The organism is Sphingomonas leidyi, assembly GCF_011761945.1.
Lineage (GTDB): Bacteria > Pseudomonadota > Alphaproteobacteria > Sphingomonadales > Sphingomonadaceae > Sphingomonas > Sphingomonas leidyi.
The window spans coordinates 506,242-525,941 of sequence record NZ_JAASQV010000001.1 but is presented as its reverse complement, the minus strand read 5'-3'; the positions used below and the strand labels follow the sequence as shown (position 1 = coordinate 525,941).

17 protein-coding genes are annotated in these 19,700 nt (G+C 67.9%); 12 read left to right on the top strand and 5 right to left on the bottom strand.

The features are described from left to right. Nucleotides 1–42 precede the first annotated feature (42 nt). From FHR20_RS02690 to FHR20_RS02680, 3 genes are read left to right on the top strand one after another with little or no spacing between them, the layout of a single operon-like run. Nucleotides 43–1,359: a UDP-glucose dehydrogenase family protein gene (locus tag FHR20_RS02690; RefSeq protein WP_167298102.1), complete on the top strand. Its 1,317-nt coding sequence runs from the start codon at nt 43–45 to the stop codon at nt 1,357–1,359. A 25-nt stretch (nt 1,360–1,384) separates the two neighbouring features. Further along, complete coding sequence (locus FHR20_RS02685) at nt 1,385–2,209, top strand: carbon-nitrogen hydrolase family protein (protein ID WP_167298101.1); 825 nt, start codon at nt 1,385–1,387, stop codon at nt 2,207–2,209. Further along, the gene (locus FHR20_RS02680) at nt 2,206–3,579 is read left to right on the top strand and encodes a glutamate--cysteine ligase (RefSeq protein WP_167298100.1); all 1,374 of its coding nucleotides are present in this window, start codon (nt 2,206–2,208) and stop codon (nt 3,577–3,579) included. The genes FHR20_RS02685 and FHR20_RS02680 overlap by 4 nt, the downstream gene beginning before the upstream one ends. A 46-nt stretch (nt 3,580–3,625) precedes the next feature. Here the strand turns inward: FHR20_RS02680 and FHR20_RS02675 are convergent, their stop codons facing one another. Further along, nucleotides 3,626–3,865 (bottom strand): hypothetical protein, encoded by a 240-nt coding sequence (locus FHR20_RS02675; protein ID WP_086128815.1) that lies wholly within the window; start codon nt 3,863–3,865, stop codon nt 3,626–3,628. Nucleotides 3,866–4,064: 199 nt separating this feature from the next. Between FHR20_RS02675 and FHR20_RS02670 the strand changes: the two genes are divergently transcribed. The 4 genes from FHR20_RS02670 to nagA all read left to right on the top strand — a co-directional run bounded on the left by FHR20_RS02670 (nt 4,065) and on the right by nagA (nt 7,718). Next, nucleotides 4,065–4,745: a helix-turn-helix transcriptional regulator gene (locus FHR20_RS02670; RefSeq protein ID WP_167298099.1), complete on the top strand. Its 681-nt coding sequence runs from the start codon at nt 4,065–4,067 to the stop codon at nt 4,743–4,745. A gap of 84 nt (nt 4,746–4,829) precedes the next feature. Continuing rightward, on the top strand, nt 4,830–5,723 hold the full coding sequence (locus tag FHR20_RS02665; RefSeq protein WP_167298098.1) for a glucosamine kinase nucleotide-binding domain-containing protein: 894 nt from the start codon (nt 4,830–4,832) through the stop codon (nt 5,721–5,723). Next, nucleotides 5,713–6,594: an N-acetylmuramic acid 6-phosphate etherase gene (locus FHR20_RS02660; RefSeq protein WP_167298097.1), complete on the top strand. Its 882-nt coding sequence runs from the start codon at nt 5,713–5,715 to the stop codon at nt 6,592–6,594. The genes FHR20_RS02665 and FHR20_RS02660 overlap by 11 nt, the downstream gene beginning before the upstream one ends. Next, the gene (gene nagA / locus FHR20_RS02655; protein ID WP_286711422.1) at nt 6,591–7,718 is read left to right on the top strand and encodes an N-acetylglucosamine-6-phosphate deacetylase; all 1,128 of its coding nucleotides are present in this window, start codon (nt 6,591–6,593) and stop codon (nt 7,716–7,718) included. Before FHR20_RS02660 ends, nagA begins: the two co-directional genes overlap by 4 nt. A gap of 8 nt (nt 7,719–7,726) precedes the next feature. Here nagA and rfbB read toward each other — a convergent pair whose 3' ends face one another. Next, on the bottom strand, nt 7,727–8,812 hold the full coding sequence (rfbB, locus tag FHR20_RS02650) for a dTDP-glucose 4,6-dehydratase (RefSeq protein ID WP_167298096.1): 1,086 nt from the start codon (nt 8,810–8,812) through the stop codon (nt 7,727–7,729). Next, a complete protein-coding gene (gene rfbA, locus FHR20_RS02645; protein ID WP_167298095.1) occupies nt 8,809–9,708 on the bottom strand; it encodes a glucose-1-phosphate thymidylyltransferase RfbA in 900 nt (299 codons plus the stop codon). The genes rfbB and rfbA overlap by 4 nt, the downstream gene beginning before the upstream one ends. Nucleotides 9,709–9,879: 171 nt before the next feature. Between rfbA and cysD the strand changes: the two genes are divergently transcribed. The 4 genes from cysD (at nt 9,880) to FHR20_RS02625 (ending at nt 14,834) form a co-directional block, all read left to right on the top strand. Then, on the top strand, nt 9,880–10,821 hold the full coding sequence (cysD, locus tag FHR20_RS02640) for a sulfate adenylyltransferase subunit CysD (RefSeq protein WP_167298094.1): 942 nt from the start codon (nt 9,880–9,882) through the stop codon (nt 10,819–10,821). Nucleotides 10,822–10,897: 76 nt separating this feature from the next. Beyond that, entirely contained in the window at nt 10,898–12,811 is a 1,914-nt protein-coding gene (gene cysN / locus FHR20_RS02635) for a sulfate adenylyltransferase subunit CysN (RefSeq protein WP_167298093.1), read from the top strand. Beyond that, on the top strand, nt 12,808–13,527 hold the full coding sequence (locus tag FHR20_RS02630) for a 3'(2'),5'-bisphosphate nucleotidase CysQ (protein WP_167298092.1): 720 nt from the start codon (nt 12,808–12,810) through the stop codon (nt 13,525–13,527). The genes cysN and FHR20_RS02630 overlap by 4 nt, the downstream gene beginning before the upstream one ends. Nucleotides 13,528–13,682: 155 nt before the next feature. Then, nucleotides 13,683–14,834, top strand: coding sequence for an SET domain-containing protein (locus tag FHR20_RS02625; protein WP_167298091.1), 1,152 nt, complete (start codon nt 13,683–13,685; stop codon nt 14,832–14,834). Between the two features lie 70 nt (nt 14,835–14,904). Here FHR20_RS02625 and FHR20_RS02620 read toward each other — a convergent pair whose 3' ends face one another. Next, on the bottom strand, nt 14,905–16,755 hold the full coding sequence (locus tag FHR20_RS02620; RefSeq protein ID WP_167298090.1) for a sensor histidine kinase: 1,851 nt from the start codon (nt 16,753–16,755) through the stop codon (nt 14,905–14,907). Then, nucleotides 16,755–18,626, bottom strand: a complete 1,872-nt coding sequence (locus FHR20_RS02615; protein ID WP_425057372.1) for a putative bifunctional diguanylate cyclase/phosphodiesterase — start codon at nt 18,624–18,626, stop codon at nt 16,755–16,757. The genes FHR20_RS02620 and FHR20_RS02615 overlap by 1 nt, the downstream gene beginning before the upstream one ends. A gap of 167 nt (nt 18,627–18,793) precedes the next feature. Between FHR20_RS02615 and FHR20_RS02610 the strand changes: the two genes are divergently transcribed. Further along, nucleotides 18,794–19,663, top strand: coding sequence for an HpcH/HpaI aldolase/citrate lyase family protein (locus tag FHR20_RS02610; RefSeq protein ID WP_167298088.1), 870 nt, complete (start codon nt 18,794–18,796; stop codon nt 19,661–19,663). The last annotated feature ends 37 nt before the right edge of the window (nt 19,664–19,700 follow it).

Genomic DNA, 19,700 nt, shown 5'->3' with positions numbered 1-19,700 from the left:
TCGCTATCTGCGCAACAGACTTTCTTCCCAAGGGGATCCACGTTGCGCATAGCGATGATCGGCACGGGCTATGTCGGCCTGGTTTCCGGTGCCTGTTTCTCGGACTTCGGCCATGAAGTGGTCTGCGTCGACAAGGATGCGCGCAAGATCGAGCTGCTTCACCAGGGCGTGATGCCGATCTACGAGCCGGGGCTCGAAGCGCTGGTCGCCTCGAACGTGAAGGCCGGCCGGCTTTCCTTCACCACCGACCTAGCCGAAGGCGTGAAGGGTGCCGACGCGGTGTTCATTGCGGTCGGCACGCCCAGCCGCCGCGGCGACGGCCATGCCGATCTCAGCTATGTCTTCGCCGCCGCGCGCGAGATCGCCGAGAACCTGACCGGGCCGGCAGTGATCGTCACCAAGTCGACCGTGCCCGTCGGCACCGGCGACGAAGTGGAGCGGATCATGCGCGAAGTCGCCTCCGGCGCCGGCGCCAAGGTCGTCTCCAACCCCGAATTCCTGCGCGAAGGCGCAGCGATCGAGGATTTCAAGCGGCCAGACCGCGTGGTCGTCGGCACCGATGACGAGGAAGCGCGCGACGTGATGCGCGCGATCTATCGCCCGCTCTCGCTCAACCAGAGCGCACCGATCCTGTTCACCGGCCGCCGCACCAGCGAGCTGATCAAATATGCCGCCAACGCATTCCTGGCGGTGAAGATCACCTTCATCAACGAGATCGCCGACCTGTGCGAGGAAGTGGGTGCCGACGTGCAGGAAGTGGCGCGCGGCATCGGGCTCGACAATCGGATCGGCAGCAAGTTCCTCCATGCCGGCCCCGGCTATGGCGGCTCCTGCTTCCCCAAGGACACGCTGGCGCTGCTCAAGACGGCGGGCGACAACGAGACGCCGCTGCGCATCGTCGAGGCCACCGTGCAGGTGAACGACGCCCGCAAGCGCGCCATGGGCCGCAAGGTGATCAAGGCGATGGGCGGCGATGTCCGCGGCAAGACCATCGGCATCCTGGGCCTTACCTTCAAGCCGAATACCGATGACATGCGCGACGCGCCCAGTCTTTCGATCGTCGCGGCGCTGGAGGATGCCGGCGCCACGGTGAAGGCCTATGATCCGGAGGGTTTCGAGCAGGCGCGCCCGTTGCTGCCGAACGTCGAGTTCAGCGAGAGCGCCTATGCCGCGGCGGACGGGGCCGACGCGCTGGTGATCGTGACGGAGTGGGACGCGTTCCGCGCGCTCGATCTCGGCCGGATCAAGGCGATGCTCAAGACACCGCTGCTGGTCGACCTGCGCAACATCTATCCGCCGGCCGAGGCGGAGCGCGCCGGCCTGAAGCTGGTCGGTGTCGGCAAGCCGAAGCACGGCTGATCCCGGCTCTGAGGGGGAGGAAGCGATGAAGGCCAGCCTGCTGCAAATGACGAGCGGGATCGATCCGGCCGCCAATGCCCGCACCGTCACCGACGGTATCGCGCGGGCGGCGGCGGCGGGCAGCGCGATGCTGTTCACGCCCGAGATGTCCGGCCTGCTCGACGGCGATCGCGCACGCGCGCGCCGCCACGTGGTGGCGGAGGCGGAGGATCCCGTCCTCGCCGCGACGCGCGAGGCCGCGGCGAAGCATGGCGTCTGGGTGCATCTGGGCTCGCTGGCGCTCCAGGGCGAAGGCGAGAAGTTCCTGAACCGCGGCTTCGTGATCGACGGCACCGGTGCGATCCGGGCGCATTACGACAAGCTGCATCTGTTCGACGTCGATCTGGCCACCGGCGAGAGCTGGCGCGAATCAAACACCTATTGCCGAGGCGAGCGCGCGATCCTGGTCGATACGCCCATCGGCAAGCTCGGCCTTGCCATCTGCTACGACATGCGCTTCCCGGACCTGTTCCGCGCGCTCAGCGATGCCGGCGCCACCGCCCTTGCCGTCCCCGCCGCCTTTACCCGTCCCACCGGCCAGGCGCATTGGCACGTCCTGCTGCGCGCCCGCGCGATCGAGGCCGGCGCCTATGTCATAGCCGCGGCGCAGACCGGGCTGCACGCGGACGGACGCGCCACCTATGGCCACTCGCTGGTGGTCGATCCCTGGGGCGAAGTGCTGCTCGACATGGGCGAGGAAGCCGGTCTCGGTTCCGCGGAGATCGACCAGGCGCGTGTCGAGGATATCCGTTCCCGCGTGCCGGTGCTGCGCCACCGCCGCCCCATCCCTCCCGTCGAGACCTTCGCATGAGCACCAAGACCGAAAGCAACAAGGTGTCGGCCCCGATCGAGGACCGGGCCCAGCTTATCGAGTATTTCGCCAAGGGCGAGAAGCCGAAGGATCGCTGGCGCATCGGCACCGAGCACGAGAAGTTCGTGTTCGCGACCAGGGATTTTCACGCTCCCGCCTATGACGAGCAGGGCGGCATCCGCGACCTGCTGGGCGAGCTGACCCAGTTCGGCTGGAAACCGGTGCTGGAAGGCGGCAACGTCATCGCGCTCTCGGGCCCCGACGGTACGGTGAGCCTCGAGCCGGCGGGCCAGCTGGAGCTGTCGGGCGCGCCGCTGGAGAATCTCCACGAGACCTGCGGCGAGACCGGGCGGCACCTGGAGCAGGTGAAGCAGGTCGGCGACAAGCTCGGCCTGAATTTCCTCGGCCTGGGCATGTGGCCCGACAAGACCCGCGCCGAGCTGCCGATCATGCCCAAGGGCCGCTACGGGATCATGCTCCGGCACATGCCGCGCGTGGGCAATCTCGGTCTCGACATGATGCTGCGCACCTGCACGATCCAGGTGAACCTCGACTATGCCTCCGAAGCCGACATGGCGCAGAAGTTCCGCGTCGGCCTGGCGCTGCAGCCGCTGGCGACGGCGCTGTTCGCCAACTCGCCCTTCACCGAGGGCAGGCCCAATGGCTATCTGAGCTACCGCAGCCATATCTGGTCGGACACCGATCCGGCGCGGACGGGCATGCTGCCCTTCGTGTTCGAGGAAGGTTTCGGCTATGAGCGCTACGCCGAATATGCGCTCGATGTGCCGATGTACTTCGTCTATCGCGACGGCAAATATATCGACGCGGCGGGGCAGAGCTTCCGCGATTTCCTGAAGGGCGAGTTGCCCGCCTATCCCGGCCACAAGCCGACGATGGACGACTGGGCGGATCATCTCTCCACCGCCTTCCCCGAAGTGCGGCTCAAGACCTTCCTCGAGATGCGCGGCGCCGATGGCGGGCGCTGGGGGCGGATCTGCGCGCTGCCGGCGCTGTGGGTGGGCCTGCTCTACGACCAGGGCGCGCTCGATGCCGCCTGGGACCTGGTGAAGGGCTGGTCGATGGAAGGGCGCGAGGCACTGCGCAGCTCGGTGCCGAAGCTCGCCCTCGACGCGCCGCTGCCGGGCGGCGGCAAGCTCAAGGACATTGCCGGCGAAGTGCTCGACATCGCCGCAGCGGGGCTCAATGCACGGGCGCAGCTCAATGCCTCGGGCGACAATGAGTCCGGCTTCCTCGATCCGCTGCGCGAAGTGGTGCGCACCGGCAAGGTGCCGGCGCAGGTGCTGCTCGACCGCTTCAACGGCGATTGGCAGGGCGACATCCGCCGCGTCTATGAGGAAGCGCGCTTCTAGCCTTCCCGGCCCGGGGGAGCGCCACCGGGAAGGCCAGCGCCCCCGCCTATCCCCGCAACGCCCGCTCCACTTCCTGGAGTCGTCCGTCGATCGCGGCCACTTCGTCGTCGTCGCCCTTGCGGATCGCGGCGACGATCAGGTCGACCAGCTGTTGCGCCGCGGAGGCGCCGAAGCGCAGGACCAGTTCCTCGCCGGAAAACATCGCCACGTCCCGGAGCGCCACGCGCCCGCCCGGAACGGCATCCTGTTCGAGATCGGGGTCCTTGCGCTTCGCATTCGCTGGCATGGTCGTTTCGTCTCACTGGTCTCGGGCGAAGCCTGCGCCCCGCGAGCAGGGGGGAAAACTCGTAAATTTACGTGTTTCCGGCGAGCCCCGGAGGGGCTCCCATCACCCTTGCCCCCGGGTTAACCGAGGGCCACACAGGAACCGTGACGTCTGGGAAACGTTCTCTGGCGGAACACGACAAGATTGTGGTTGGAGGGTTATGACATCTGGGGAAAGCGCCGAGCCCCGCCCCGACGAAGACTTTGAACTGCGCCTGAGGGCCCTTGAGGTAGGGCTATGGGACTATGACATCGATGCCGACCTGCTCGTCTGCGACGCGCGCTGGTATCAGATCACCGGGCTGCAGCCCAACATGGTGCGCAGCCTTGCCGATTTCCGGCCCTTCATTCATCCCGAAGACGAAGAACTGGCCACGACGATAGATCTGGCCATGGTGGTGGAGCTGATCGCACGCGACCTGCGCTATCATGTCGATTTCCGATTGATCCGACCCGACGGGCAGACGCGCTGGATCCGCTCGGTCGCCTGCCTGCTGCTCGATGCCGGATCGGGCCACCACAAGGCGGTGGGATGCATCACCGACAATACCGATTTCGCGCTGATCGCCGCCGCACGCGCCTTTACCCGCCCTGCGACGCGCAGCGACCCGGACATTCCCGATCCCGCCGCGACGATCGGGGCGGCGGGATCGGCGCTGAGCGAGCGCGAGATCGAATGCCTGCGCTGGGTGAGCCTGGGCAAGACCGCCTGGGAAACCGCGACGATCATGGGCCGCAGCCAGCGGACGGTGGAGTTCCACCTGGTCAATGCCACGCGCAAGCTCTCCGCATCGAACAAGATCCATGCGGCGGTGATCGCGGTGCGCAAGGGCCTGATCTGACCGACAACGGCCATATCCGGGGATTATGGCCCTCCGGGCGGTTCGGCATGGCAAAATGCGCGCCGGCTGCTGTAGGGAGCGAGCATGGCCTATTTCCTCGGTATAGATGCGGGCGGCAGCCATTGCCGCAGCCGGCTGACGGACGAGCGCGGAACGATCCTCGGCACCGGGGAGAGCGGCCCGGCCAATACGCGGATCGGCATCGAGCGGCTTCACGCCGTGTTGCGCGACGTCGCCGGCCAGGCGGTCTCGGCCGCGGGGCTCGACGACGCGGAGGTGGCGACGATCCGGGCCGGCATGGGCATCGCGGGCATATCGCGCCCCGGGATGCGCGAACAGCTCGCCGCGCTCCCCTTCCCCTTCGCCGCGATCGAATTCGTGACCGACGCGGCGATCGCCAATCTCGGCGCGCATGCGGGCGTCGAGGGTGCGACCCTGATCATCGGCACCGGCAGCGTGGCCGAGGTGCGGGTGGGCACCAACAGCTTCACGATCGGCGGCTATGGCTTTCCGATCTCGGACGAAGGCAGCGGCGCGGCGCTGGGCCTCAGCGCGATGCGCCATGCGCTCCGCGCGCTCGACGGGCGCAGCGAAGTGACGCCGCTCAGCCACGCCGTCACCGCCGGCTTCGGGCACGACACGGCCCGCGCGGTCGCCTGGATGGATGCCGCGACCCCCAAGGACTATGCCGCCTTCGCGCCGCTGGTGATGGACTATGCCGAGAACAACGATGCGATCGCCCGCTCGATCGTGGAGGATGCGGCGCAGCACATCGAGCGGTTCATCGAGACGATCTTCGCGCGCGGCGCCGTTCGCTGCGCGCTCGCCGGGGGCCTGGCCATGCGGATAAGGCCCTGGCTGCGCGCGCGCACCGTCGCACGGCTCGTCGATGCGGTCTCCGATCCGCTCGACGGGGCGTTGCTGCTCGCCGGCCTGCCGGCCACTGCCCTCCCGACCCGGAAGCCCGATGCCGACTGAAGCCGCAGACCCCCGCTACCGCGCGATCGACCGCTGGCCCACCGAAGTGGCAGTGGAAGCGATGCTCGAAGCCCAGCTCGCGGCGATCGCGGCGCTGAAGAGCCAGACCGGCGCGATGGCGGCGGCGATCGACGCGGCGGCGGAGCGGCTGCAGCGCGGCGGGCGCATCGCCTATGCCGGCGCGGGCACTTCGGGCCGGATCGGCGTGCAGGACGGAGTGGAGCTCACCCCAACCTTCAACTGGCCGGTCGAGCGGCTGGCCTTCCTGATCGCGGGCGGGCCGGCGGCGCTCACCCGGACGCAGGAAGGCGCGGAGGACAGCCGCGAGGCCGCGCTGGCGGCCGTGGCCGCCGAGGAGATCGGCGCGGACGACGTGCTGATCGGCGTCGCGGCGAGCGGGCGCACCCCCTATGTGATCGCCGCGCTCGAGGCGGCGCGCGGCGCGGGCGCGCTGACGATCGCCCTTGCCAACAATGCCGGCACGCCGGTGCTGGCCGCGGCGGAGCATGCGATCCTTGCCGATACCGGCAGCGAGGTGGTGGCAGGCTCCACCCGGATGAAGGCCGGCACCGCGCAGAAGGTCACGCTCAATCTTCTCTCCACCGGGATCATGTTGCGGCTCGGGCTCGTTCATGAGGGGCTGATGGTCAACATGCAGGTCTCGAACGCCAAGCTGCGCGCCCGTGCGATCCGCATGGTCGGCACGCTGGCGCGCGTGGGCCGCGACGCGGCGGAGGCGGCGCTCGATGCGGGCGGGCGCGACATCAAGCGCGCGGTGCTGATCGCGCATGGCCTGGCCCCGGCCGAGGCCGAGGCGCGGCTGGCCGCGGCGGGGGGCAGCCTGGCCGCGGCGCTGGACATGCAGTCGTGAGAGCGCTGGTCAACGGGCGCATGCTGCTGGCCGAAGGCTGGCGCGACGATGCCTGTGTGGTGATCGAAGGCGACCGGATCGCGGCGGTCCTCCCCCAACCGCCGACCGGCGCCGAGACGATCGACCTCGCCGGGCAAGCCCTGCTCCCCGGCTTCATCGACGTGCAAGTGAATGGCGGCGGCGGCCGGCTGTTCAACGACGATCCGAGCGTGGAGACGATCCGCGTGATTGCGGAGACGCACCGGCGCTACGGCACCACCGGGCTGCTGCCGACCTTGATCAGCGACGATCTGTCGGTGGTCGAGGCAGGCATCCGCGCAGTGGATGCCGCGATCGCGGCGGGCGTCCCCGGCGTGCTCGGCATCCATATCGAGGGGCCGTTCCTCAATCCCGTACGGCGGGGCATCCACAGCGAGAGCAAGATCCAGCCGCTGCGGGACGAATTCCTGGGGCTGCTGGAATCGGGCAGGCACGGCAGGACGCTGGTGACGCTGGCGCCCGAGGCGGCGACGCCCGAGCAGGTCGCCCGGCTGGTCGCGGCGGGCGTGATCGTCTCGGCCGGGCATTCCGATGCGCGCTACGAGACCGTGCGCGACGCGATCGACAACGGGCTGACCGGCTTCACCCATGTCTTCAACGCCATGTCCCCCCTGCTCAACCGCGCGCCGGGCATGGTGGGCGCGGCGCTCGAGGATCCGGACGTCTATGCCGGGATCATCGCCGATGGCCATCACCTCCATCCGGCGACGCTCCGCGTGGCGCTGCGGGCAAAGGGGCCCGAGCGGCTGATGCTGGTGACCGACGCGATGCCGAGCGTGGGGAGCGACGAGACCGTGTTCCTGATCCACGGCCGCGAGATTCACCGCGACGGCGACCGGCTGCTCGGTGCCGACAACACGCTGGCGGGCTCGACGCTCACCATGGCGGGCGCGGTGAAGGGCATGATGGTCCAGGGCCGGGTCGGCCTCGATGTCGCCGCCCGCATGGCCTCGGCGACGCCGGCGGCGTTTCTGGGACTGGGCGGGCAGCTTGGGCGGATTGCGCCGGGGTTCCGGGCGGACCTGGTGCTGGTGGACGACGGGCTGGAAGTGCTGCGCAGCTGGATCGGCGGCGTTTCCGAATAGCCGCGAGGCTAAAGAACCCCCAGCCGCTCGCCACGATAGGCGCCCGAGCGGATCGGCTCCCACCAGTCCCGATTGGCGAGATACCAGTCCACCGTCTTCGCCAGACCGGTCTCGAACGTCTCGCGCGGTTCCCAGCCCAGCTCGGCTTCGATCTTCGACGGATCGATCGCATAGCGGCGGTCGTGCCCGGGCCGATCGGCGACGAAACGGATCAGATCGCGATGACGCCGCTGCCCGACGCGCGCATCGAGCAGATCGCAGATCGCCTCGACCACCTGCAGGTTGGTCCGCTCCTGCCGCCCCCCGATCAGATAGGTTTCGCCGGCCTTGCCGCGGGTCAGCACCCGTTCCAGCGCCTCGGCATGATCGTCGACATGGAGCCAGTCGCGCACGTTCGCGCCCTTGCCATAGACCGGCAGCTCCCTGCCTTCGAGCGCATTGAGGATGACCAGCGGGATCAGCTTCTCGGGGAAGTGATGCGGCCCGTAATTGTTCGAGCAGTTGGAGAGCACCACCGGCAGGCCATAGGTTTCGTGCCAGGCGCGCACGAAATGGTCCGACGCCGCCTTGCTCGCCGAATAGGGCGAGGACGGCGCATAGGGCGTCTCCTCGGTGAACACGCCGCTGTCGAACGGCAGGTCGCCGAACACCTCGTCGGTGGAGATGTGGTGGAAGCGGAAATCCCGCCGCCGCGCTTCCGGCAACCCGCGCCAATGCTCGAGCGTGGCATCGAGCAGGCGGACGGTGCCCAGGACATTGGTTTCGACAAAGGCGGCCGGGCTGTCGATCGAGCGATCGACATGCGTCTCGGCGGCGAGGTGCATCACGCCATCGATCCGCTCGTCCCGCATCAGGCGATGGAGGTGTGCCGCATCACCGATATCCGCGGCAACGAACCGGAAATTGGGCTTGTCCAGCATGCCGTGCAGGGAGGCCAGATTGCCGGCATAGGTCAGCTTGTCGACACAGACGACATGATAGCGCTTCGCCACCAGCAAACGACATACCGCCGAGCCGATGAACCCGGCCCCGCCGGTGACGAGGACGCGGCGGATCCGCGGCGTCGGCGTGCCGATCGGCTCGAGGAAGCTCATGCGGCCGCCGCCTCGACGCAGCGGCGGAGATAGGCTGCATAGTCGGTCTTGCCGAGCGTCGCCGCGCGGGCAAGCACCGTATCCGCGTCGAGATAGCCGAGATCGAAGGCGATCTCCTCGGGGCAGGCGATCTTGATGCCCTGGCGGTTCTCGATCGTGCGCACGAAGCTCGCCGCATCGTGCAGGCTGTCATGCGTGCCGGTGTCCAGCCAGGCATAGCCACGGCCGAGCCGATTCACGTTGAGTTCGCCGCGGTGGAGATAGGCGGAGATCACGTCGGTGATCTCCAGCTCGCCCCGCGGGCTGGGCTTCAGCGTGCGGGCGATGTCCGCCACCCGGTCGTCGAAGAAGTACAGGCCGGTCACTGCCCAGTTGGACTTGGGCTCGGCCGGCTTCTCGACGATGCTCGTCGCCTTGCCGGTCTCGGGATCGAAGGTGGCGACGCCGTAGCGCTCGGGATCGTCGACCTGATAGGCGAAGACCGTCGACTGGCCCTGTGTCGCCGCTTCGGCAGCCGCGCGGCCCTTGGCGGCAAGGCCGTCGCCATGGAAGATGTTGTCGCCCAGGATCAGCGCGGCCGGACCGCCTTCGAGGAACCGCTCACCGATCAGGAAGGCCTGGGCCAGCCCGTCCGGGCTCGGCTGCTCGGCATATTCGAAATTGATTCCGAAGGCCGATCCGTCCCCAAGCAACAGGCGGAACATCGGCAGGTCGCGCGGGCTCGAGATGATGAGGATGTCGCGAATGCCGGCAAGCATCAGCACCGAGAGCGGATAATAGATCATCGGCTTGTCGAACACCGGCAGCAATTGCTTCGAGATCGACAACGTCGCGGGATAGAGGCGCGTACCGGCCCCACCCGCGAGGATGATCCCCTTAGCGCCAGCCTTGCCCATGGGTTTGCAGCCCTCCCCTGTGGCGCAAGATGCGCCCCGGCCCTTCATGGACCGCAATTGGTTCAAGAACCGCTAACCCTGGGCGCGGCGGGTATGCGCGGCTAAACATAAACTAGATCGCGCCTTCCCGGGCGGCTTCCTAAATCCCCCGCCATGCTGCATTCCGGGAACATGACGGAGACACAGGCGATCGGCGCGACCCGGGGGGCTTCGCCCGTGCGGCTGACGCACCTCCAGCGGCTAGAGGCCGAGAGCATCCATATCCTGCGCGAAGTCGTCGCCGAGGCCGAACGGCCGGTGATGCTCTATTCGATCGGCAAGGACAGCGCGGTGATGCTGCACCTGGCGCGCAAGGCCTTCTATCCGGCGCCGCCGCCCTTCCCGCTCCTCCATGTCGATACGACCTGGAAGTTCCGCGCGATGTACGACCTGCGCGACAAGGCGGCGCGCGATGCGGGGATGGCGTTGCTCGTCCACAAGAACCCCGAGGCCGAAGCGCTGGGGATCAACCCGTTCGACCATGGCGGCCGCCACACCGACATGTGGAAGACGGAAGGACTGAAGCAGGCGCTCGACCAATATGGCTTCGACGCGGCGTTCGGCGGCGCGCGGCGCGACGAGGAGAAGAGCCGGGCCAAGGAGCGCGTCTTCTCCTTCCGCACCGCCTCGCATCGCTGGGATCCGAAGAACCAGCGTCCCGAGCTGTGGCACCTCTACAATGCCCGCAAACACAAGGGCGAGAGCATCCGCGTGTTCCCGCTCTCCAACTGGACCGAACTCGACATCTGGCAATATATCCTCGCCGAGGCGATCGAGATCGTGCCGCTCTATTTCGCCGCGCCGCGCCCGACCGTGGAGCGCGACGGGCTGATCCTGATGGTCGACGACGATCGCTTCCGGCTGCATCCGGGCGAAGTGCCGGTGGAGCGATCGGTGCGCTTCCGCACGCTCGGCTGCTACCCGCTGACCGGCGCGGTGGAGAGCAGGGCGGATACGCTGGAGGCGGTGATCCAGGAGATGCTGCTCACCACCACCAGCGAACGCCAGGGCCGCGCGATCGACCACGACCAGGCGGCGAGCATGGAGAAGAAGAAGCAGGAGGGATATTTCTGATGGCCCGCCCCTCCGTCCCGGGCGTTCCAGCCTCCCCTTCCAGCGTCCTCGCCCTGTTCGCCGTGGGGGCAAGCGCATGACCTCCTATCGCCCCGACGCGCTGATCGCGTCCGACATCTCCGCCTATCTCCAACTGCACCAGAACAAGTCGCTGCTGCGCTTCATCACCTGCGGCAGCGTGGACGACGGCAAGTCCACCCTGATCGGGCGGCTGCTCTATGATTCGAAGATGATCTTCGAGGACCAGCTCGCCAGCCTCGAGTCCGACAGCAAGCGCCTGGGCACCCAGGGGCAGGAGATCGACTTCGCGCTGCTGGTAGACGGCCTCGCCGCCGAGCGCGAGCAGGGCATCACCATCGACGTCGCCTATCGCTTCTTCGCGACCGAGAAGCGCAAGTTCATCGTCGCCGATACGCCCGGCCACGAGCAATATACCCGCAACATGGCGACGGGCGCCTCGACCGCCGATCTCGCCGTCATCCTGATCGACGCGCGCAAGGGCGTGCTCACCCAGACGCGGCGGCACTCGTATCTCTGCCACTTGCTCGGCATCCGCCACATCGTGCTGGCAGTGAACAAGATGGACCTGATCGGCTATGATCGGGCCACCTATGACGCGATCGTGGCCGATTATCGCGCCTTTGCCGAGAGCATCGGGATCGCGGGCTTCGCTCCGATTCCGATCTCGGGCTTCAGGGGCGACAACATCACCGGGCCGAGCGCAAACACGCCCTGGTACGAGGGCCCGGCCCTGCTCGAGCATCTGGAGGCGGTCGAGATCGACGCGGACGCCGATGCCGTCCGCCCCTTCCGCCTTCCGGTACAATGGGTGAATCGCCCCAACCTGGATTTCCGCGGCTTCGCCGGCATGATCGCGGCCGGCACGATCAGGCCCGGCGACAAAGTGCGCATCCTGCCCTCGGGCCAGACCACCGAGGTGGCGCGTATCGTCGCGTTCGGCGGCGACAAGGCCGAAGCAGTGGCGGGGGAGAGCGTGACGATCACGCTGGCCGACGAAGTCGATTGCTCGCGCGGCGACGTGATCGCCGCCGCCGACGCGCCACCCCAGGTCGCCGACCAGTTCCAGGCGACGATCGTGTGGATGGACCAGGCGGAGATGCTTCCCGGCCGCGCCTATTGGCTCAAGCTCGGTACCCAGACGGTGAGCGCCACGGTGCAGCCGCCGCGCCATGCCGTGTGCGTCAACACCATGGCCGAGCTGAGCGTGAAGACGCTCGGGCTCAACGATATCGGCGTGGCCGAAGTCTATACCGATCGCGGCGTGGTCTTCGAGCCCTATGCCGACGGCAAGGACCTGGGCGGCTTCATCCTGATCGACAAGGCGACCAACGCCACCGTTGCCGCCGGCATGCTCAACTTCGCGCTGCGTCGGGCGCAGAACGTCCATTGGCAGGCCGTGGAGATCAACCGCGAGGCGCATGCCCGGCAGAAGCACCAGGCGCCGCGGCTGCTCTGGTTCACGGGGCTCTCGGGCTCGGGCAAGTCGACCATCGCCAACCTGGTCGAGAAGCGGCTGCATGCGCTCGGCAAGCACAGCTTCCTGCTCGACGGCGACAATATCCGCCACGGGCTCAACAGGGATCTGGGCTTCACCGATGCCGACCGGATCGAGAATATCCGCCGTGTGGGCGAAGTTGCCCGGCTGATGACCGATGCGGGGTTGATCGTGCTCACCGCCTTCATCTCGCCCTTCCGCGCCGAGCGCGAGCTGGTGCGCAAGCTGCTGCCCGAAGGCGAGTTCTTCGAGATCTTCGTCGATACGCCGCTGGAGGTTGCCGAGGCGCGCGACGTGAAGGGCCTCTACAAGAAGGCGCGGGCCGGCCAGATCGCCAACTTCACCGGCATCTCCAGCCCCTATGAGGCGCCGCAGGATCCGGAGATCCGCGTGGACACGACCCGGGAGACGCCCGAAGCCGCGGCCGAGCGGATCGTGGAGGCGATCATGGGCACCTGGAGTCCGGTGATTTGACCGACGCGCAACTGGCCCGGGCAATCGCGGAGGAAGCGGGCGCGCTGCTGCTGCGCATTCAGGACGAATGCGCGGGCGGCGACCGCGGCGACCGCGAAGCCAACGACCTCATCCTCGACCGGCTGCGCGCGGCCAGGCCCGACGACGCGATCCTCTCGGAGGAATCCGCCGACGATCCGGCCCGGCTGTCGGCGCGGCGGGTATGGATCGTCGATCCGCTCGACGGCACGCGCGAGTTCGCCGAGCGGCGCGAGGACTGGGCGGTGCATGTCGCCCTGGCCATCGACGGCCGTGCCGCATTGGGCGCGGTCGCCCTGCCCCGGCTCGGCTGCACGCTTTCCAGCGACCGGCCGCCCCTGTTGCCCGAGGGCGAATTGCCGCCACGCATGCTGGTGAGCCGCAGCCGACCGAGCCAGCTCTGCGCGGGCGTGGGCGAACGGATCGGCGCGGTGCATATCGGCATGGGCTCGGCCGGCGCCAAGGCGATGGCGGTGGTGCGCGGCGAGGCCGAGATCTATCTCCATTCGGGCGGCCAGCATCAGTGGGACAATTGCGCGCCGGTGGCAGTCGCGCTGGCCGCAGGGCTCCATGCTTCGCGGATCGACGGCTCGCCGATCGTCTACAACCGGGCCAGCACGAGCATCCCCGACCTGCTGATCTGCCGCCGGGAATGGGCGCCGATCGTGCTCGAAGCCGTCAAGGATTGCGGCCAATAGCATGGTCCCGGCATCCGCCGGGGAGGACGGGAAATGTGAGATTCGCCCCGTAAGCGACTCCCTATGACTCCCCGCGACTCGCGGATTCACCGCGAGTCGCGCGTAGACGACGAATCCCGGACATGGTAAACGCTCCGTTTGGGAGGGAGCGCATTTTGACCGCCGATATCTGGTTCCTGCTGGCGATCGGATTCAGCTTTGCAGGCTATGCGACCTACCTGATCGGGTTGCGCCGCGAGCTGGTGGAGCCGAACCGCGCGTCATGGCTGATCTGGAGCGCGGCGACGTCGCTGGAGGCGCTGACCTATGCCGCGGTGAACCCCGGCGCGCCGCAGGGTTGGGTGTTCGCCCTCTCCTCGATCGCCTGCATCGTGGTGACGATCGGCATCTGGCGGCGTTCCTCCTGGGCCCCGCCCTCGCCCACCGAGACCTTCTGCATCGCGGCCAGCCTGAGCGCGCTGATGCTCTGGCTCGTCTTCCGCGAGGCATTCTGGGCACATATGCTGGTGGTGCTCGCCGTCCCGATAAGCTTCTGGCCGACCTGGGCGAGCGTATGGACCGATCGCAGCCGCGAGCGCTCGCCGGCCTGGGGGCTGTGGACCTTCGGCGACCTCGCCACGCTGCTGGTCGCGGTGCGCGCGACCCAGCCGGGCGTGGCCGAGCTCGCCTATGTCATCGTCGAGTTCCTCTGCCATGCCAGCATATGGTTCCTGATCGGCCTGGCGACGATCAACCCGCTGCGTTCCTTCGGCACCCGCCGCGGCAGGCTGCTCTGGTTCGATCGCTACCGCCCCTCGAACAACCTGTTCAAGGTGGGCGACAACCATCTGGGCAAGGCCGTGTTCGCCACGGGCGCCTTTGCCGAGGGCGATGTGCTGATCGAGTTCACCGGCCGCCGTTTCCGCGCCGACCAGATTCCCAGCCTGATGCGCGGCCGCGGCGACCGCTTCGTGCAGGTGACGCCGGACCACTATATGGGCCCCTCCGGCCGGATCGACGACCTGGTCAATCACAGCTGCGCGCCCAATGCCGGCCTGCGTTTCACCGATGCGGGCGTGTTTCTGGTCGCGGTGCGCGCGATCCAGCCCGGCGAGGAGATCGCCTGGGACTATTCGACGACGCTCAGGGAATCGAACTGGCACATGATCTGCCAGTGCCGCGCTCCCGAATGCCGCCGGGTGATCGGCAATTTCGACAGCCTCGATCCGGACCGGCAGGAATGGTTCCGGGCGAGGAACCTGGTCGCGCCCTATCTGCGGCGCAAGGACGAGGTGGCGGGCAAGCGGAAGGCCGTGGGACGGGGATAGGCCCGTCCGAATTGGAGGTCGGTCCGGGCCGAAACGGCGAAGAAGACGGGTAGGCTCCCTCCTCCCAAACTCAGGCCGCCATTCCGCTCGGCTGCGCGAGCCGGGCGGTGCCCAGCGTCAGGATCGCCTTCGCGCCCGTCCCCTTGCCGTCGCTGACGAGGTCGAGCCTGCCCTCCATCGTCAGCATCGAATTGGCGCACCAATGGAGCCCCAGGCCGCCCGACTTGTGCGCCCGGGTGGAGTAGCCGCGCTGGAAGAGCGTCGGCGCCGTCGCCGGGTCGAAGCCCTCGCCGTCATCGCGGATATGGATCTCGGTGCTGTCGCCCTTGTCCCGGATCGTCACCGAAATCGAGCCGCTGCCGCGCCCGGTCGCTGCGATCGCCTCGGCCGCGTTGGCGAAGAGATTGCCGACGACCTGGCTGAGGATCACCCGGTTGGCCATCACCCAATGCGGTTTGGACGGGAAGCTGAAGGCAATCGAATTCTCGCCCGAATAGCGCGCGATGGTGGCGTTCTGGGCCACGATGTCGGTGATGTCGCATGCGTCGAGCGGCGGGCGCTCATGGGCGGCTTCCTGCTGCTGGCCGATGATCTCCAGCACATGGTGCAGCGCCTCGCGACCGATCGCGATCTGCGCGCGGCGGTCGGCGCGTTCCTGTTCGACGCTCTCGATCGCGGCGGCAAGGAAGGCGGCGAGCTTCTGGCGGCGCACCGCGGGAATCGTCTCGCTCGCCAGCTCGCCGAGCGCGCGGTCGAGCAACATGCGGTCCATCGGTGCGCCGGTGCCCAGCCCCTGGCTCAGCACGGTGCTGATCGAGTTCAGCGCATTGCGGACATTGTGCATCACCGCGACGGCACTCTCGCTGCGGCCCAGGGTGAAACTCTGCACCTCCAGCTGCTCGCGCAGGTCCTTGAGCTGCCGGAGCATCGAATTGAAGCTGGTGACAAGGCTGCCGATCTCGTCGTCGCGCGGCTTGTCGGTGAGCAGGCCGAGCGTGCCCGAGGCACGGACCACGCCCATATGGCGCTCGACACGCTTTAAGGGGGCGAGGACCAGGCGCGCGATCATCCGGCGCAGCACCAGCAGCACGATCGCCAACAGGATCGACGATCCGACCACGGCGAGGACGAGCATCCGCGTGCCGAGCATCGAGAGGTCGCGCGGCACGGTATAGGTGGCGGTGGCGACGGGGCGGCCGTCCGGGCCCGGGATCGGCACCGCGATGCGGGTACGGGTGGCGCCGGGGGTCTTGGTCACCGCGGCGACGGGATGGTCGAGCGCCAGGCTCGCCTCGAGCTGGAGCAAGGTGCTGAGCTGCGCGGCGGTGACGGCGCGCGCCATCAGCACATAGCCGCGCGGTTCGCCGCTGCCGTCGCTCCTGCGGACCTGCGCGATACCGACCGCGGCGAGCCGGTCTCCCAGGCGAATGAAGAAGCCGGCCGAGCTCTGCCCGTGCAGCATCCGCGCGAAATCGAACCGTGCGATGGCATCGGCGAGGCGCGCGCGCATCGCGGGCACATCGGCCCGTTTCTCGAGATCGAGCCAGCGCGCGATCACGATCCCGCGATCGGGCCGGACATAGGCCATGCCGTTGACGTCGAGATTGACCATGGCCAGCGTCGAGAAGCTCTCGTCCTCGAACGCCTTGGTCGGATGCGCCATATAGTCGTAGGACGAATTCCAGTCGCCATAGTCGCGTACGGCATTCTCGACCTTGGCCGAGACGTCGTGGACGACCGCCTGGGTCCGCGCGACATGCGCGTCGACCGCGTCGCGTTCGAGCTGGTTGAAGCTCGGCGTGATGACGGTGGCGAGCATCAGCGTCAGCGCGGCGGCGCCGATGACGCCGACGCCGGTGAGGATCAGGACCAGTTTCGCGCCGAGCGACGCCGGCGCCTTGAGGCGCCTTGCGCGAGGCATCAGCCGTGCGTCCCGTTGCCCAGCTCGACCTCGGCGGGCTCCGCATCGCCGATATATCCCCTCCGTGCGAGCGCCAGCGCGTCCTCGGCATCCATCGGGCGCGCAAGATAATAGCCCTGGAGATGGCTGCAGCCGGCGAGGCGGAGCGCCTGGAGCTGCGTCTCGGTCTCGACGCCTTCGGCGACCACTTCCATGCCCAGCGCCCGGCCGAGATGGATGATCGAATGGACGATCGCCGCGCTTTCGCGCTCCCGGCCCATGCCGTCGACGAAGCTGCGGTCGATCTTCAGGCAGTCGAGCGCGAAGCGGCGGATGTTGTAGAGGCTCGAATAGCCGGTGCCGAAATCGTCGAGCGCGATGCGGAAGCCCATCTGGCGGAGCTTGAACAACGTCTCGGCGGCGCGCTCGACATCGTCGAAGATCGCAGTCTCGGTGATCTCGATCTGGAAGCGGCCCGGCTCGACGCCGGCATTGGCCACGCGCTCCATCACATGGCCGACGAAATTGTGGCGGCGGAACTGGCGCGGAGAGAAGTTGACCGAGACATATTGGCCCGGCCAGGTCTTGAGCGTCTCCACTGCCTGGTCGATCACCCAGTCGCCCAGTTCGTGGATCAGGTTCGATTCCTCGGCGATCGGGATGAACATGCCCGGCGAGACCATGCCATATTCCGGGCTGCACCAGCGGATCAGCGCTTCGAAGCCGGTGATCTCCAGCTCGTCGCGCCCGACGATGGGCTGGAAGACCAGCTTGAGTTCGCCCTTGGCGATCGCCTCGGAGAGCCCGCCTTCGATCTGGCGGCGGAAGCGGATCGATTCGTCCATCACTTCGTCGAACAGGCGGACGATGCCGCGGCCATTGTGCTTGGCCTCGTTGAGCGCGAGATCGGCACGGCGCATCACGTCGATCGGATCGTGGATCGTGCGCGGCTGGACGACCATCAGGCCGACCGAGGCGCCGCCCTGGACCGAATGCCCGAATACCTTGAAGCTGATCGATACGGCCTTGAGCATCCGCTCGGCGATCATCGTCGCCTCATCCTCACCGGTTACCGGATAGAGCATCGCGAACTCGTCGCCGCCCAGGCGCGCGACGAAACCCTGGTCGGGCACCTGCTGGCGCAGGATCTCGCAGACCATGCGGATCAGCTCGTCGCCGGCGAGATGGCCCAGCGTGTCGTTGACGATCTTGAACCGGTCGAGGTCCATCATCGCCATGGCGAAGCATTGCTCGCCCTTCACCGCCTTGCCGAGCATGTGGAGGAAGGCGAGCCGGTTGGGCGCGTCGGTAAGCGAATCATGGTTCGCCATGTGCACGGCGCGCGATTCATTGGCGGCGAGCTCGAGCTTCTGCTCCTCGAGCAGGGCGATCGCATTGCGCAGCTTGGCATCCGCCTCCCAGCGATGCGCGAGCGCCGTGGCGGTCTGGATCACCTCTTCGGCCTGGAAGGGCTTGGCGATGTAGAAGATCTTGTCGGCCGGGCCGGCGGCGCGGCTGATGTCGAGAGGCGAGAAATCCGAATAGCCGGTGACGATGACGAGGTTGATGTCGGGATCGAGCGCGCGGATGCGGCGCGCGGTCTCCTTGCCGTCGATCCCCGGCGGCATGCGCACGTCGATAAAGGCGACGGAGAAACGTTGACCGGTCTCGAGCGAGTCCTTGATCGCCTCGACCGCGTCGAGGCCCTGATTGAAGTGCGCGCACTGGAAATCGATCGCGTCATTGGCCGGCTCGGGTGCCCCGTCGTCGTCGCCGAACAGCTCGGCCGCCATCGCGTTCAGCGCGCTGGCATTGCCTCCGCTGCGGCCCCCGAACACCTGGCGATATGATTCGTGCATCGCCGGTTCGTCGTCCACGATCAGAATGCGCACGTTCGAAATCCCCTCGCTCATTCCCAAACGAGGTAAGCGGACAGCGTTAAGGAGGGGTAAAATCCGGCAGCCGCACAGAGCGAAAACCACCGGCCAGGGTTAAGAACGGCACGCGGTTTACCCGCCGGTCCCCGCGCGATAGCAAGTCCTCCACGATAGGAGGATGCATGACCGACCCGCTGGCCGCCCGATCGCTGTTGTTCGCGCCGGGCGATTCCGAGCGCAAGCTCGCCAAGGCAGGCGCGAGCGAAGCCGACCTGGTGCTGCTCGACCTCGAGGACGCCGTGGCCGAGGCCAACAAGCCCGCCGCCCGCGCGCTCGTCGCCGGGCACCTGAAGACCGCCGCGCGCGTCCAGCCGCAATGGGTGCGGATCAACCCGCTCGACACGCCCCACGCGCTGCCCGACCTCGCCGCCATCGTGCCCGGGGCGCCCGATGGCATCATGCTGCCCAAGGCGACCCGGGCCGAGGCCGATCTGCTCCACCATTACCTCACTGCGCTGGAGGCCGCGCACGGCCTGCCCCAGGGCGGGATCCGCACGATCGTGGTGGCGACGGAAACCGCGCCGGCCATCTTCGGCCTGGGCGATTATGCGGGCTGCCCGCGCCTCGCCGCGCTCACCTGGGGGGCGGAGGACAGCGCCACCGCGCTGGGCGCCACCCATAACCGCGACGAGACCGGCGAATACGACTTTCCCTATCAGGTCTTCCGCGCCCTCGCCCTTGCCGGGGCCGCCGCCGCCGCGGTGACGCCGATCGAGACGATCCATGGCGACTTCCGCGACCTCGAGGGGCTGGAGAAGGTTGCAACCAAGGCGCGTCGCGCGGGTTTCCGCGGGATGCTCGCCATTCATCCCGATCAGGTGCCCGTGATCAACCGCGCCTTCTCGCCCTCTCCCATGGAGATCGATCGCGCCGAGCGGATCGTCGCGGCCTTCACCGCGGCACCCGGTGCCGGCACGATCGGCCTGGACGGCGAAATGCTCGACATGCCGCACCTGAAACGCGCACGGGCAGTGCTTGCGATGCGCCGGTGACGAACATTGATCCACCTTGGCGCAAGGCTGGGAACTT